This window comes from Pseudarthrobacter sp. 01T43 (assembly GCF_056398665.1).
Map to the genome: position 1 here is coordinate 1 of NZ_JBFTPV010000010.1, position 15308 is coordinate 15308.

Sequence of the window (15308 nt, forward strand, 5' to 3'; positions counted from 1 at the left end):
CCTCCACCCCTCCACCAGCACCAACGTTTCGCTCCAGTACCTCTCCGTCACCCCCGACGGCCCGGTCCACCTGGACGAACAGCTGACCCGCGCCAAGTTCCAGGACCTCACCAAGGACCTGCTCGAGCGCACCAAGAAGCCGTTCCACGACGTCATCAAGGAAGCCGGCATCAAGCTCTCCGAGATCGACCACATCGTGCTCGTCGGCGGTTCCACCCGTATGCCCGCCGTCTACGACCTGGTCAAGGAACTGGCCGGCGGCAAGGAGCCCAACAAGGGCGTCAACCCCGATGAGGTCGTCGCAGTCGGCGCCGCACTCCAGGCCGGTGTCCTCAAGGGCGAGCGCAAGGACGTCCTGCTGATCGACGTCACCCCGCTGTCCCTCGGCATCGAAACCAAGGGCGGTGTCATGACGCACCTGATCGAGCGCAACACGGCCATCCCCACGAAGCGTTCCGAGACCTTCACCACCGCAGACGACAACCAGCCGTCCGTGGCCATCCAGGTCTTCCAGGGCGAACGCGAGTTCACCCGCGACAACAAGCCGCTGGGCACGTTCGAGCTGACCGGCATCGCGCCGGCCCCGCGCGGCGTCCCGCAGGTTGAGGTCACCTTCGACATCGACGCCAACGGCATCGTGCACGTCTCCGCGAAGGACAAGGGCACCGGCAAGGAACAGTCCATGACCATCACCGGCGGCACCGCCCTGTCCAAGGAAGACATTGACCGCATGGTCAAGGACGCCGAGGAGCACGCAGCCGAGGACAAGGCCCGCCGCGAGGCAACCGACACCCGCAACACGGCCGAGCAGCTCGCTTACTCCGTGGACAAGCTCATCGCCGACAACGCCGACAAGCTGCCCGAAGAGGTCAAGACCGAGGTCCAGGCCGACGTTGACGCCCTCAAGAAGGCGCTCGAAGGCACCGACGACGCAGCCGTGAAGACCGCGTTTGAGAAGCTGCAGGCTTCCCAGGGCAAGCTCGGCGAAGCCATCTACGCCCAGGCCGGTTCCCCGGACGGCGCCACGGGCGCTGCAGGTGCTGAAGGTGCCGCAGGCGGCGAGAAGGCAGCTGATGAAGACATCGTCGACGCCGAAATCATCGACGAAGACGAAGCGAAGAAGTAGCCATGCCGCACCACGGTAACGAGGAAGAGCACAACCCATCCACTAGCCCGGAGCCGGTCATCCGGGACAACCGCAAGGTTGACCCGGTGACCGGGCAGGCCCGGCACCCGGAGGGTGAGCAGCACGCTGAGGCGCCGAAGGGCGAGTCCCCGGTTGACTCTGACGGCGACGCCCTCGCCCAGGCCGAGGAAATCCTCAACGGCGTCGAGGTGCCGGCCGAGGAATCTGTGGCCCAGGGAGCAGGGCATGCTGAGGCGGCCGAGCTGAAGAACGACCTCCTCCGCCTCCAGGCCGAATACGTCAACTACCGCAAGCGCGTTGAACGCGACCGGGCCGTAGCAGGGGAGATGGCCGTTATCGGCGTCCTGAACTCCCTGCTCCCGGTCCTGGACGACATTGACGCCGCACGCCAGCACGGTGACCTCGCGGACGGTCCGTTCGCGGCCATCGCCACCAAGCTGGAGACCACGTTGAAGACGTACGGCCTGGTCCGCATCGCCGAAACCGGCGTGGAGTTCGATCCGAACATCCACGAGGCCCTGATCCAGCAGCCGGGCGAAGACATCGAGGTTGACACCGTCAGCCAGGTACTCCGCTCCGGCTACCGGTCCGGCGACCGAGTCCTCCGCGCCGCACAGGTTATCGTCGCGGTTCCTGCGTAGTTTCTGCTCACCTGCGCCAGACGGATGAGGGGCCCCGCCCCTTCGCGTGGAGGCAAAGTCCTCACGGACTATGCCTCCACGCTCCGGTAGGCCCGATGCCACTCCCTGGCCCCCTCATCCGTCCGTCGCTCAGCGGTTGCCTCGCCTAAGGTGAGTTAACTGCAAAGCTCGGAGCGGTACATGGGCCCCGGGAGTGGCATCGGGCCTACCGAAGCTGGGTGGCTAAGGATCGCAGATCCTTAGCCACCCAGCGTAGGGGCGGGGGCCCTTGTACCGCGGAGAGCGTCGGTACAACTTAAGAAGAATTAGAAAGGAAACGCCATTGGCTAGCCAGGATTGGGTGGACAAGGACTTTTACGCGATCCTTGGTGTCGCCAAGGACGCTTCCGACGCCGACATCAAGAAGGCGTACCGGAAACTTGCCCGCCAGCACCACCCGGATACCAACGCGGGGAACGCTGCGTCGGAGAAGAAGTTCAAGGACATCTCCGAGGCCTACTCGGTGCTCTCCGATCCGGACGAACGCCAGCAGTACGACGCCATCCGGGCCATGGGCGGAGGCGCCAGGTTTGCACCGGGCGGCGCCGCGGGCGGCAACGGTGGGTTCGAGGACATGTTCGGTGGCCTGTTCACCGGCAACGCCGGCCGCCACGCCGGCGGCTTCAGTACCTCGGGCGGCATCCCGCCCGAGTTCGCGGACCTGTTCGGCGGCGGGTTTGGCGGCCAGACCGGCTTCCAGCGTGCACCCCAAAAGGGTGCCGACCGCACCGCGAGTACCAGCATCTCCTTTGCCGGCTCGATCCGCGGCACCACCATCGGCCTGCGGGAACCCAGCGGCGAAGTCATTGATGTCCGTGTCCCCGCCGGCATCAAAGACGGCCAGAAGGTGCGCGTCCGCGGGAAGGGCCAGCCGTCGCCGGCAGGCAACGGCGACCTGATGGTTGCCGTTGCGGTCCAGCCCCACGCTTTTTACACGCGCGACGGCGACAACCTCCGCATCCACGTTCCGGTTACCTTCCCGGAAGCTGCTTTGGGCGCTGACATCGAGGTTCCCACCATCGACGGCGAGAAGGTCAAGGTACGCGTCCCGGCCGGGACGCCCTCGGGCCGCACGCTCCGGGTCAAGGGCCACGGCGTGAAGACTTCGAAGGTGACAGGCGATCTCCTGGTGACTATCGACGTCGCGGTTCCCAAGAACCTGAACAAAGAGGCTGAGGCGGCCGTGAAGGCCTTCGCCGAGGCCACTGCCGACGCCGATGTTCGGCAGGGCCTGGCCGCCAAGGCCCGGCTGTAAGCAGCGGAGCAGACCGTGAATATCAGTGCTGACCAGCCGATCTTCGTGATCTCGGTGGCGGCTGAACTGGCGGATATGCACCCGCAGACGCTCCGGCAATACGACCGGCTGGGGATTGTTTCGCCCAGCCGGGCGCCGGGGAAGTCCCGCCGCTACTCGCAGCGGGACGTCAACATGCTGCGTGAGGTCCAGCGGCTCTCCCACGAAGGCGTCTCGCTGGAGGGTATCAAGCGTATCCTCCAGCTTGAGAACCAGGTGGCCGCACTCCAGCGCAAGGTCAGCGAGCTGACCGAGGAAGTGGCCCGCCGTCGTGATCCCTTGGACTCAAGGATTTTTGCCGCCGGCGCGGCGGGCGATGTGGTGAGCCTGGCACGCGGCCAGCGTCCCCGCGCACGCTCGCAGGCTGTTGTGGTCTGGCGGCCCAGGGCACTGGGCGAGTAAGCATGCTGGAGGCAAGCACTCCGGCAAGCAAGTACTCGGAAAATTAGAGTACACACTACTCGTGACCCGTCCGCCCCCGGTGTCTTGAATGGAACCGTTGCTGGTCTCACAGCGCAAGTTCGAGCCTCTGGGGGTTTCACGTGTTCGGTTCTTCAGTCGTAATGTTTGCAGGGTCCAGCGCTGGGCTGCTCTTGCTCGCCATCGGGCAGACCGTCGTGGTGGTCTGTGCTTGTTTTGACATGGTGCGGGCACTCTCGGTGCCCAGATCGCACCGCCGGTACGTGGCCAGCACGGTTTTCCGGACGCTGGCCATCCCGTCGATCATCGCCACGGGCATGAGTGCGCTCATCGCCGCGCTGTCCTGGTCCTGGACGGACGTTGGAATGTCCACGTTCGTGATGGTGGCCATCATCTTCCGCCTCCACCATGACAAGGACGAGGATAGCTGGTGGAAGGGCAAGGGCAAGAAACTCGCCCGCTGGGGCCGGCGCCAGTTCAGTCACGGGACCCGGGTGGCGCCGGCGATGGGTTAGTCCGGACCTCCTCATCGGGTACGCAATAGTGCGCCGGGCCTTGGCCCTGAAATCGCGGGCCGTCCAGCGTACTATCGAGTACATTCACACAACGAAGTGAGGAAAGCCCGTGCAGTTCCATCACCATGGTTACGTATCAGGGGATCCGCGCATCCGGCCTGCCGCCGGCGTCGGCCTTGACCGCCCGGCGGAACTCCCCGACCAGGTTGACGTGCTCATCGTGGGCACCGGCCCCGCAGGCATGCTCGCCGCGGCCCAGCTTTCCCAGTTTCCCGGCATCACCACGCGCATCGTGGAGCGCCGTGCAGGAAGGCTCGTCATCGGCCAGGCCGACGGCATCCAGGCCCGCAGCGTCGAGACCTTCCAGGCCTTTGGCTTCGCCGAACGGATCATCGCCGAGGCCTACCGCATCACGGAGATGGCGTTCTGGAAACCCGACCCCGCGGACCACTCCCGGATCGTCCGTGCCGCCCGGGCTGTTGATGACGAGATGGGGATCAGCGAGTTTCCGCACCTGATCGTCAACCAGGCCCGCGTCCTGGACTATTTCGCCGAATACATGGCGGATGCGCCCACGAGGATGGCGCCGGACTACGGCTACGAGTTCCGCGGCTTGGAAGTCGGCCAGGGAGGATACCCAGTCACCGTCACCCTCGCCCATGCGGCCGGTCCGAACGAGGGCGAAGAGCGCGTTGTGCGGGCCAAATACGTTGTCGGTGCGGACGGCGCGCGCAGCAAGGTGCGGGACGCGATCGGCTGTACCATGGCCGGTGACCAGGCCCATCACGCGTGGGGCGTCATGGATGTCCTTGCCGTCACGGACTTCCCCGATATCCGGACAAAATGCGCCATCCAGTCCGGCTCGGGTGGCAGCATCCTGCTGATCCCTCGCGAAGGCGGCCACCTGTTCCGCATGTACGTTGATCTCGGCGAGGTGGACCCGGACAATAAGGGTGCCGTGCGGAGCACCACGATCGAGCAGATCATCGGCCACGCGAACGCCATCCTGCACCCGTACTCGCTTGACGTCCGGAACGTCGCCTGGCACAGCGTGTACGAGGTCGCCCACCGCCTCACGGACAGGTTCGACGACGTCCTTCCGGACCAGCGCGGCACGCGGACGCCGCGGGTGTTCATCACGGGCGACGCCTGCCACACGCACAGCGCCAAGGCCGGCCAGGGCATGAACGTCTCGTTGCAGGACGGCTTCAACCTTGGCTGGAAGCTTGGACACGTGCTCGAGGGCCGCAGTCCCGCCGGCCTGCTGGCCACGTATTCGGCCGAGCGCCAGGTTGTGGCGAAGAATCTCATCGACTTCGACAAAGTATGGTCCACCATGATGGCGAAGAAACCGGAGGAGTTTGATAGCCCCTCCGAACTCGAGGACTTTTACGTCAGAACGGCCGAATTCCCCGCGGGGTTTATGACCCAGTACACGCCGTCCCTCATCACCGCCGAACCGGCATATCAGGACCTGGCCGCGGGCTTCCCGATCGGCAAGCGTTTCAGGTCGGCGCCCGTGGTGCGGGTCTGCGACGCCAACCCCATTCACCTCGGCCACCACGCCACAGCTGACGGCCGCTGGCGCATCTACGTCTTCGCAGATGCGGCCGCCGCAGGCTCCCCATCACCCACCACGGACCTGGCCGGGTGGCTCGCGAATTCAGCCGAATCGCCGCTCGCGGCAACGCCGTCGGGAGCTGATCCGGACGCGTGGTTCGACGTCAAGGTCATCTACCAGCAGGACCACACCACAGTGGAAATAGGCGCCGTGCCGGCGGCGTTCAAGCCGCATGTTGGGCCGTTCAAGCTCACGGACTACGAAAAGGTCTACGCCACCGATCCCAAAACAGACATCTTCGACCTTCGGGGCCTTCACCGTGACGGTGTGGTGGTGGTTGTACGGCCGGACCAGTACGTGGCGAACGTGCTGCCCCTGACAGCGACGGCGGAGCTCGCCGCCTTCTTCGCGCCCCTCCTGCCAGGGCGGAAACCCTCCTGACCGACTGCAAAACGGAGCAAGGGCAGCGCCCAAAAAAGCCTCAGTCCCGGTGAAATTGCCTGCTTGAAGCAGCCGAGCGGGGTGCCGCTGACCAGGCCCCGTTTTGGTGCGGTGTACTAGCATGAGATTCCATGGCTGAACAAGAAGACACGCGGCGCCCGGCAGATGGACCACCGAAGGCGCTGGTTCCACGCAGTCAGCTTGGCGGTACAGATCGCAAGCGCAGCGGCCCGGAATTCGAGAACCGCCCGCCGGTTTCCAGCCAGGAGCTTAGTCGCGGCCCCGCCGAACTTTTCGAGGAGCCCCAGCCCAAGGTCAACTGGCGCGTGTTCGTGATCGCGTCGGTCATCATCGTCGCGTTCTCGGTGTGGGCGATGCTGGTGCCGGCGACCGCACAGTCCACCATGAAGACGGTGGTGGCCTGGATCGCGGAGAACGTGGGTTGGTTCTACGTCCTCACCGTGACTGTAGTGATCGGGTTTGTCCTGTGGGTCGCCTTCTCCAAGGAAGGCTCGGTCCGGCTCGGCCCGGACCACTCGCGGCCCCAGTACAAGCTCTTCACCTGGGTGGCCATGCTGTTCGCCGCCGGCGTGGGCATCGACATGCTTTTCTTCTCGGTCACCGGGCCCATCAGCCAGTACATGTCGCCGCCTTCAGGCCAGGGACAAACACCGGCGGCCGCCGCAGATGCCGTGGTGTGGACCATGTTCCACTACGGGGTGGCCGGTTGGGCCATGTATGCCCTCCTCGGCATGGCTATGGGGTACTTCGCCTACCGGTGGGGCATGCCCCTGTCCATCCGGGCAGCCCTCTACCCGCTGCTGGGCAAGCGGGTCCGTGGCGGCATTGGCGACGCCATCGACATCGTCACCCTGGTGGGAACCGTCTTCGGTGTTGCCACGTCCATGGGCATCGGTGTGGTGCTCCTGAATGTGGGCTTCGCATTGATATTCGGTCTGGAGCAAGGCCTGGCGCTGCAAATCGCCTTGGTGATTGTCGCCGTCGTTCTGACCATCGCCGCGTGCACCTCGGGTGTTGATAAAGGAATCCGCTGGATTTCCGAGCTGAACATCTGGAGTTCCGCGGCCATGCTGCTGTACATCCTGGTAACCGGCCAGACCTCATTCCTGTTGAACTCGATGGTGGAGAACATTGGCCGGTTCCTCTTCACCCTGCCCGACCGCACCCTGCAGACCTTCGCCTATGAGAATGGCGGGTCTCAATGGATGGCCAGCTGGACGCTCTTCTTCTGGGCTTTCTGGCTGGCGTGGGGCCCGTTCGTGGGCCTTTTCCTGGCCCGTATCTCACGTGGCAGGACGCTGCGGGAGTTCGTGATTGCCGCCATTACCGCCCCGGTTCTGTGCGACTTCCTGATTGTGAGCATCTTCGGCAACAGCGCCATGCACGAGGTCCTGAGCGGAAACAAGGACTTCGCCCAACTGGCCATGGACAGCCCGGAACAGGGCTGGTATGCCTTGCTGGAAATGTTCCCCGGGGCCAGTTTCCTGATCGGCCTGGGCACGCTGTCCGGCCTGCTGTTCTACCTGACGAGCGCCAACTCCGGTGCCATGGTGATGTCCAATTTCTCCTCCTCCATCCCTGACCCGTCCCAGGACGGTGCCAAATGGCTCCGCATCTTCTGGGCGGTCCTCACCGCTTTGCTGACCATCGCGATGCTGGTTGCCGGCGGCGTGACCACCATGGAGTACGCCACTCTCATCTTTGCCCTGCCCGTGACCATCATCGCCTGGCTGGTGATGGCTTCCTTCTCGAAGGCACTGCGCATGGAGCGCGCCGAACGCGAGGGCCAGGTCCTGCGCAGGCAGTCGACGGCGGCGCACGGCGGCATGGTGCCGGACCGCACCTGGCGGCAACGGCTGGCCGGGATGCGTTCGTATCCTTCGAAGAAGCAGGTCGCCCAGTTCATGGAACGCGTTGTGCAGCCGGCGCTGGCTGACGTGCTCCGGGAGTTCACGAAGCAGGGCTACCAGGCAACCCTGGACATCATTCCCAACGAGGAAGCCAACATCTCCAGCCACGCCCTGGTTGTCAGCATCCCGAACCACCGCGATTTCCAGTACCAGGTCCAGGCTGTGGAGGCGCCGGTCCCGATGTTCGGCGGCCGCATGTCCCGCGAAACCGACGTCTACTACCGCGTGGAGGTGTTCGCGCAGACCGGCTCGGAGGGGTATGACCTGATGGGCGTGACCCATCAGCAGATCATCGACGACGTCCTGGACCGCTACGAGGCCCACCTGGGGTTCCTGACCTACTCCACCCAGCACGACTACGCCTCGGTGCTCACGCCTCCGGTGCCGCCTGCCACGGGCTCCATCACCAAGATTGAGCCCGCAGCGGACGACGCGGACGGGCCGGTCAAGGAGTAACTGCCGCGTCAGCTGCTGACAGCTTGGGCCGTCCGGTAGTCGGCGGCGGGGTAGACGCCCAGGATGCGGACTTCGGTGGTGAAGAAATCGAGCTCCTCCAGGGCCAGCCGCAGGGGGAGGTCCTCGGGGTGGCCCTCCACGTCCACCATGAACATGGTGGCGGCGAACTCATCGCCCACCATGTAGCTCTCCAGCCGAGTCATGTTCACGCCGTTGGTGGCGAACCCGCCGAGCGCCTTGAAGAGCGCTGAGGGGACGTTGCGGACGCGGAACACGAAGCTGGTCACTGCCGGTCCGGTCAACTCTTCCCGGGTGGGTAGATCCTTTTCCCGTGCCAGCACCACAAAACGGGTGGTGTTGGAAGGATCATCCTCGACGCGCGACGCCAGCACTTCCAGGCCGTAGATCTGGGCGGCGAGCGGGGGAGCGAGGGACAGTTTGGTGGGGTCGTTCCATTCCCGGACCTCCCGGGCTGAACCGGCGGTGTCGCCGGCGATGACGGGGCGGAGCTTGGCGTCGCGGATCAGGCGGCGGCACTGCCCCAGTGCGTGGATATGGCTATGGACCTCGGTGGCGCCTTCGATGGTGCTGCCCGGGATGCCCAGCAGATCGAAGTGAATGGGCAGGAAGAACTCGCCCACGATCTGCAGGTTCGACTGGGGCAGCAGGATATGGATGTCAGCCACCCGGCCGGCAATCGAGTTCTCAATCGGAATCATGGCCAGCTCAGCCTCACCGCTTGATACCAGCTCGAAAGCGTCCTCGAAGCTGGCACACGGAATGCTTTCAAGCTCGGGGAACATGTCCATGCACGCGATATTTGAGTTGGCGCCGGGTTCACCCTGGTACGCAATTTTCTGGGCCATGCTCGGTATGGTTTCACGTCTGGTGCCCACCGACCCAAACGAGGCGACGGCGAGTAGTGGATTTTAGGGCGAACGACACAAAGACCTGGGCAGCAACATTCGGTTGTTATCATTTCATGTTGAACATTTAACAAATTTGAGGAGACAGTGTGGACGCGCGGCTTGAAGCCATCCGGAATACGGTACTGGCGCGAAACCCTGGCGAGGCCGAATTCCACCAGGCTGTGACCGAGGTTTTCGAGAGCCTGGGCCCCGTCCACGACAGGCACCCTGAGCTGCTCGAGGCCGCCATCCTGGAGCGCCTGTGCGAGCCCGAGCGCCAGATTATCTTCCGCGTTCCCTGGACAGACGACTCCGGCCGTGTGCAGATCAATAGGGGTTTCCGGGTTGAATTCAACTCAGCCCTTGGCCCCTACAAAGGCGGCCTGCGCTTCCACCCTTCGGTCTACCTCGGCATCGTGAAGTTCCTCGGCTTCGAGCAGATCTTCAAGAACGCCCTCACCGGCATGCCCATTGGCGGCGGCAAGGGCGGCTCGGACTTCGACCCCCGCGGACGCAGCAACGCTGAAATCATGCGGTTCTGCCAGTCGTTCATGACGGAGCTGTACCGCCACATCGGCGAGTACACGGATGTGCCCGCCGGCGACATCGGCGTGGGCGGGCGTGAAATCGGCTACCTCTTCGGCCAGTACAAGCGCATCACCAACCGCTACGAATCCGGCGTCCTGACGGGCAAGGGCATCTCCTGGGGCGGCTCCCTGGTGCGTCCCGAAGCCACAGGTTACGGCACCGTCATCTTCACGCAGGAGATGCTGAAGACCCGCGGAATGTCCTTCGATGGCCAGCGCGTCGTGGTGTCCGGTTCCGGAAACGTGGCCATTAATGCCATTGCCAAGGCCCAGACGCTCGGTGCCAGCGTGGTGGCGTGCTCCGACTCCTCCGGTTACATCGTGGATGAGGCGGGAATCGACGTCGGACTTCTGCGAGAGGTCAAGGAAGTGGAGCGCGGACGACTCAAAGACTATGCCCTCCGCCGTCCCGGCGTCTCCTACGTGGAGGCCGGGTCCGTGTGGGACGTGGACGCCAAAGTGGCTCTGCCCTGTGCCACGCAGAACGAGCTCGACGGCGTTGCTGCCGCGCGGCTGGTGCGCAACGGTCTCGTCGCCGTCGGTGAAGGCGCCAACATGCCCTCCACCCGTGACGCCGTGTCGGTGTTCCAGGACGCTGGAGTGCTGTTCGGACCGGGCAAAGCGGCTAACGCAGGCGGGGTTGCAACATCGGCGCTTGAGATGCAGCAGAACGCCAGCCGTGACTCCTGGACCTTCGAGCACACCGAGCAGCGCCTGACTGAAATCATGGTGGGAATCCACGACCGCTGCGCTTCCACCGCGGACGAATACGGCGACCCTGGCAACTACGTGCTGGGTGCCAACATTGGCGGTTTCGTCAAGGTAGCGGACGCCATGCTGGCGCAGGGGCTCATCTAAGGCATCCCCCGAAAAACAGCACGTTTCACAGCGGCCACGGACCAACAAGGTCCGTGGCCGTTGTGCTTTGGTGACGAAGGGCTGGAGTGACATCTGGGACTCGCCTGAGGATGCCGGAAACGTTGATTTAACCGGCCGGAAACCTACGGCGAAACGGCAGCCCTACAGTTGGAATCAGACGGCAAATAGCTGCCATCCAATGAACGTGGTACTGACTTCGCGTCCCTCCTCCGGCGCGGCCTCGACGGGCAATTTCCGTTTTCTCTTCGCATCACGAAAGGGGTTTCCCATGGATTCGGGAAATGTCGCTTGGATTCTGGCCAGCTCCGCGCTGGTTTGTATGATGATTCCCGCCCTGGCCCTGTTCTACGGGGGCATGGTGGGGTCTCGTCGCATTCTCAACATGATGATGATGTGCTTCGGTGGCGCGAGCCTGGTGGCGGTGCTCTGGGCGCTCTTCGGGTACTCAATGGCCTTCGGCAACTCCGTGGGGGGCCTGGGACTGATCGGTGACATCACCGAATTCCCGGGCATGGGACAGTTGCTGGCCAAGGATGATTCGGCACCCATCCCGGGGATCCTGTTCGCCGCGTTCCAGCTGTTCTTCGCCTGTGTCACCACGGCCCTGGTTGCGGGAGCCGCCGCGGGGCGGATGAAGTTCGGTGCTTGGATGCTGTTCGCGGGCATCTGGGCCACGATCGTCTACTTCCCCATAGCGCACTGGGTGTTCGCCTTCTCCTCTGCGGACGGGAGCGTCACCGGCGGCTGGATTGCCAACGGCATCAAGGCCATCGACTTTGCCGGCGGCACCGCGGTGCATATGAACGCCGGCGCGGCCGCACTGGCACTGGCACTGGTTCTGGGCAAGAGTTCCGGCTGGCCGAAGATGGAACACACCAAACCCCACAGCAGGCCTTTGGTGCTCATTGGCGCCGGGCTGCTGTGGATTGGCTGGTTCGGCTTCAACGCCGGTTCCGCCCTTTCAGCCGGCCAGTCGGCCTCCGTTGTTTTCCTGAACACGGCAGTGGCGGCTTCCGCCGGGCTCCTCGCCTGGGCACTGGTTGAGCGGCTCCGCCACGGGGCAGCCACCAGCATGGGTGCGGCATCCGGGCTGATAGCCGCGCTGGTTGCCATCACTCCGGCCTGTGGTGCCGTCAGCCCGCTGGGCGCACTGGCCATCGGGGCCATCGCCGGCGCAGTCTGTTCGCTCGCCATCGAATGGAAGTTCCGGCTGGGCTACGACGACTCACTCGACGTTGTAGGCGTCCACTTGGTGGGCGGCATCATCGGCACGCTGCTGATCGGGCTCTTCGCAACCGACAAGGCTCCGAACGGAGTGAGCGGTCTCTTCTACGGCGGTGGCCTCGAACAACTGGGGATCCAAGCGATCGCCACCGTCTCCGTTCTGTCCTACTCGTTTGGGGTGACCTGGATCTTGGCGAAGATCCTGGACCGTGTAGTCGGCCTGCGTATTAAGCCGGAAGATGAGCTCCGGGGCATCGACCTCGCTGCCCACTCGGAGCTGGCCTACCTGACGGACGAAGACCCTGTGCAGCTGGGTTCGCCGCAGCGGGTCTGATACAGCTCGCCCTGATCGCGGGGTCGCCCCGTACAGGTCAACCCTGACAGCTCAACAAATCAATAGATCACGAGTCCGGCCGAGGGCCGAACTGCGGACCGGTGCCAGCGCCTGCTGGCTTATAGTTCCGCGGTTCGGCCCACGGTCGTGAGTGCCGCCCAGCTCGGATAGGGATCTTGGGGGAGAGGCCGTCCCGGCAGTGAGTCGTCGGGGAACAGTACATACTCCGGAAGATCATCTTCTGGCAGCGGAAAGTGGAGCAGGCTGTGTTCCGGGAATGGATCTTCGGGAAGATGCTCAGACAGCGAATCTTCTTTCGCGGCCCAGCCATCGAAAGGACCCACAGGCATGTTGCTGTCCCGACGCAGGGTGTCGGAGGACAGGGGATAGCCCCGATTGGGGCCCCGCAAGTCCTGATCAATGTGAAGGGCGGCATCAAACACGGGATCTTTCAGTTGCTGTGGCCAGTGGGGTGGTTCCCGGTCGGGGTGTTCGCTTTGGTAGTGGCGGCCGGAGGGTGAGATCCAGCCTGGTGGTTTGTCTTGGGTGGCTTCGGTGGGTGTCCAAGGCGTGGTGTGTTTGAGCCGGTGGTGTTTGCGGCAGGGTTGGCCGAGGTTGGAGATTCCTGTGGTGCCGCCTTTGGCCCATGCAAGGACGTGGTCCGCTTCGTTGTCCAGGGACTGGTTGGAACAGCCGGGGAAGGGGCATTTGCCGTCCCGTAGGCGGAGCCATTGGCGCATGGCTTTGGGGATCCGGTAGCTGGTCCTCCCGATCTCCAGCGGCGCCCCGTTCCGGGGGTCGGTCAGGACGCGGTGAAACGACTGGGCACCATCGGCAATGAGGGTGCGGGCCATGGATGGCGGGATCGGCCCGTACCCGTCCAACATGGCGGGCTCCTCGGTCAGTCCCATCAGTGCGAACACCGGCACGGTGATCAGGACCTGGGCTTTCGGGGACGGGACCAGGCCTGCTTGTCCTCCGAGGAGCCAGGCCGCTACGGTGTCGGCGCGGAGTTGGGTGAGGGTCCGGGCCTCTGTGGGGCCTTGCATTGCCCGGGCGGCGGTGGTGGTCCGCTCCCAGATCCCGGCTGCCGTGTCGGCGGGCAGGTAGGCCGAAAGCCAGGCCATCCCGTCCCGGTCCGGGGAGTACTCGAGGCGCCGGTCCAAGGCACTCTTGGTGTGGCGTTTTTCGATGCTGTCCGGGTGGTGGCGTTCCCGCCAGGTGCGGGCTTTGGCCCGGAACCGGGACGGGACCATTTCCCCGGCCGGGCCCCGGGCCGGGTTAGGCGCGTCAGGGTCCAGGAAGTGCGCTTCCAGGGCTGCCGCGCCGGCATGATCAAGATTGAGGGTTTCATCGACCACGATCCGGGCGTGCTGCCAGGAAATGGTCCCGGCCGCCAGGGCGGCCAGGGTCAGCGGCAGTGCGGTGGTGAGGCGGTGGGATGCGGATAGCAGGGTGGCGGCGTTGGGTTCGCTGACGGTCAGGACGCAGGCGACCTCCGCGACGGCGGCCATTTCGTGGGCCGTGAGCTCCTGCGGGGACAAGGCAGGGGGCGTTAACGCCTTTGTCCGGTCCGCGAATTCCGCGGTGGTGAGGACTTTCAGCGCGGCGGTGCTTGCTTCGAGCCGGGAGATTACGGCCAGGCGGTCCAGGGCGTCGTCGACACCCCGGCGCAACGGATCCGGTCCGGCAGGATCCTCATGCTGGCGACGAAGTTCGTCCAGCTCGGCAACAGCAGCCACGACGGCCTCAAACGCCGCATCCGCAGATGCAGCGGCGATTGGCATCGCGTCTGCTGGGCGCTCGTCCGCTGACACTACGCCTGCTGACACCGCGTCCGCTGCTGTGCTTTCCATGTTTCCATCATGTCGAGGGGGTACGACATTTAAGGTCCGCAGTGTGACCAGCCCAAAAAGAATCTCGTGATCTTTTCAATGACTGGGCCTCCCGCATCGAGGTCGATGCTGCTGGGCGCCCTGATCCTGGCCGCAGCGACAGCATTGGCGCGCCGGCACCGCACCGGAGCGTGACGGACTCCACGCACTGGCCTGTCAGGTCAGGACGGGCGGCGCTAGTAGCCTGTTCACCTCCACCGCACTGCTGCGTTCGCACTGCTGCGTCCACCGCACTGCTGCATCCACCGCACTCCTGCGTCCGCAGGACTCCTGAAGGACACGAAGATCAACCGTTCCGCCGCCACCAAGGCATTGACCCTGTTCACCAGTCTGCTCCTCGCAGGCTCCCTCGCCGGTTGTGACGCCGCCGCCCAAGCTGCAGGGCAGGCCGCAAGCCAGATGGCCGAAGGGGTCAGAGGGGCACCGTCGGACAACTCCGCCGCCGCATCTGTAAGCGCCGCCGAAGTGGCGACGGCCCTCGCCCAGCTGGAAACCATCCCGGTGAAGGGACGCGCACCCAAGACCGGCTACACCCGCGAGGAATTCGGTCCTGCCTGGGCCGACGTCGACCGAAACGGCTGTGACACCCGAAACGACATCCTCGCCAGGGACCTGGAAGGAGAGACGTTCAAGCCGGGCACGCAGAACTGTGTGGTTGCCACCGGCACGCTGGCCGACAAGTACACCGGCGCCACCATCAACTTTGTCCGCGGCAATGGCACCAGCACCGCCGTCCAGATCGATCACCTCGTCGCCCTCAGCGACGCCTGGCAGAAGGGCGCCCAGCAACTCAGCGCCGATCAGCGAAGACAGCTGGCGAACGATCCCCTGAACCTCATGGCTGCGGACGGGCCCACCAATGGAGCCAAGGGCGACAAGGATGCGGCCACCTGGCTCCCGCCAAACACAGCGTTCCGCTGCGAATATGTTGCCCGCCAGACCGCCGTCAAGGCCAAGTATCAACTGTGGGCCACCCAGGCCGAGCATGACGCAATCGCCGGGATTCTAGCTACCTGCGGGTAGGCGGTGACCTATC

At 64.6% G+C, this 15308-nt stretch carries 12 protein-coding genes; 10 read left to right on the forward strand and 2 right to left on the reverse strand.

The annotated features are described in order from the left end of the window. From AC1DIM_RS11075 to betT, 7 genes are all read left to right on the forward strand, one after another. Positions 1-1126: Hsp70 family protein (locus tag AC1DIM_RS11075; RefSeq protein WP_477710531.1), on the forward strand; the 1126-nt coding region annotated here is incomplete at its 5' end. 2 nt (positions 1127-1128) lie between these two features. Next, positions 1129-1788 carry a nucleotide exchange factor GrpE gene (locus tag AC1DIM_RS11080; RefSeq protein ID WP_477710532.1) on the forward strand — a complete coding sequence of 220 codons (660 nt, stop codon included), beginning with the start codon at positions 1129-1131 and terminating at the stop codon, positions 1786-1788. Between the two features lie 322 nt (positions 1789-2110). Further along, positions 2111-3082, forward strand: coding sequence for a DnaJ C-terminal domain-containing protein (locus tag AC1DIM_RS11085; RefSeq protein ID WP_477710533.1), 972 nt, complete (start codon positions 2111-2113; stop codon positions 3080-3082). Between the two features lie 15 nt (positions 3083-3097). Then, positions 3098-3523, forward strand: coding sequence for a heat shock protein transcriptional repressor HspR (locus tag AC1DIM_RS11090; protein ID WP_477710534.1), 426 nt, complete (start codon positions 3098-3100; stop codon positions 3521-3523). 161 nt (positions 3524-3684) lie between these two features. Beyond that, complete coding sequence (locus AC1DIM_RS11095) at positions 3685-4056, forward strand: hypothetical protein (protein ID WP_477710535.1); 372 nt, start codon at positions 3685-3687, stop codon at positions 4054-4056. Positions 4057-4165: 109 nt separating this feature from the next. Beyond that, complete coding sequence (locus AC1DIM_RS11100) at positions 4166-6058, forward strand: FAD-binding monooxygenase (RefSeq protein WP_477710536.1); 1893 nt, start codon at positions 4166-4168, stop codon at positions 6056-6058. Between the two features lie 131 nt (positions 6059-6189). Next, the gene (gene betT / locus AC1DIM_RS11105) at positions 6190-8445 is read left to right on the forward strand and encodes a choline BCCT transporter BetT (RefSeq protein WP_477710537.1); all 2256 of its coding nucleotides are present in this window, start codon (positions 6190-6192) and stop codon (positions 8443-8445) included. A gap of 8 nt (positions 8446-8453) precedes the next feature. Here betT and AC1DIM_RS11110 read toward each other — a convergent pair whose 3' ends face one another. Next, a complete protein-coding gene (locus tag AC1DIM_RS11110; protein WP_477710538.1) occupies positions 8454-9311 on the reverse strand; it encodes a prephenate dehydratase in 858 nt (285 codons plus the stop codon). 149 nt (positions 9312-9460) lie between these two features. On the opposite strand from AC1DIM_RS11110, the gene gdhA reads away from it, so the two are divergent. Both gdhA and AC1DIM_RS11120 read left to right on the forward strand, forming a co-directional pair. Continuing rightward, a complete protein-coding gene (gene gdhA / locus AC1DIM_RS11115) occupies positions 9461-10798 on the forward strand; it encodes an NADP-specific glutamate dehydrogenase (protein ID WP_477710539.1) in 1338 nt (445 codons plus the stop codon). A gap of 289 nt (positions 10799-11087) precedes the next feature. Beyond that, positions 11088-12377: an ammonium transporter gene (locus AC1DIM_RS11120; protein ID WP_477710540.1), complete on the forward strand. Its 1290-nt coding sequence runs from the start codon at positions 11088-11090 to the stop codon at positions 12375-12377. A gap of 119 nt (positions 12378-12496) precedes the next feature. On the opposite strand, the gene AC1DIM_RS11125 is transcribed toward AC1DIM_RS11120, so the two are convergent. Beyond that, positions 12497-14164, reverse strand: a complete 1668-nt coding sequence (locus AC1DIM_RS11125) for an HNH endonuclease signature motif containing protein (RefSeq protein WP_477710637.1) — start codon at positions 14162-14164, stop codon at positions 12497-12499. Positions 14165-14584: 420 nt separating this feature from the next. Between AC1DIM_RS11125 and AC1DIM_RS11130 the strand changes: the two genes are divergently transcribed. Further along, complete coding sequence (locus AC1DIM_RS11130; protein WP_477710541.1) at positions 14585-15295, forward strand: HNH endonuclease family protein; 711 nt, start codon at positions 14585-14587, stop codon at positions 15293-15295. Positions 15296-15308: the final 13 nt, after the last annotated feature.

Bases quoted from the DNA above. Each gene is read 5' to 3' on its own strand.
- AC1DIM_RS11080 (WP_477710532.1), top strand. From the start codon at position 1,129: ATGCCGCACCACGGTAACGAGGAAGAGCACAACCCATCCACTAGCCCG.
- AC1DIM_RS11095 (WP_477710535.1), top strand. From the start codon at position 3,685: ATGTTTGCAGGGTCCAGCGCTGGGCTGCTCTTGCTCGCCATCGGGCAG.
- betT (WP_477710537.1), top strand. From the start codon at position 6,190: ATGGCTGAACAAGAAGACACGCGGCGCCCGGCAGATGGACCACCGAAG.
- AC1DIM_RS11110 (WP_477710538.1), bottom strand. From the start codon at position 9,311: ATGGCCCAGAAAATTGCGTACCAGGGTGAACCCGGCGCCAACTCAAAT.
- AC1DIM_RS11120 (WP_477710540.1), top strand. From the start codon at position 11,088: ATGGATTCGGGAAATGTCGCTTGGATTCTGGCCAGCTCCGCGCTGGTT.
- AC1DIM_RS11125 (WP_477710637.1), bottom strand. From the start codon at position 14,164: ATGCCAATCGCCGCTGCATCTGCGGATGCGGCGTTTGAGGCCGTCGTG.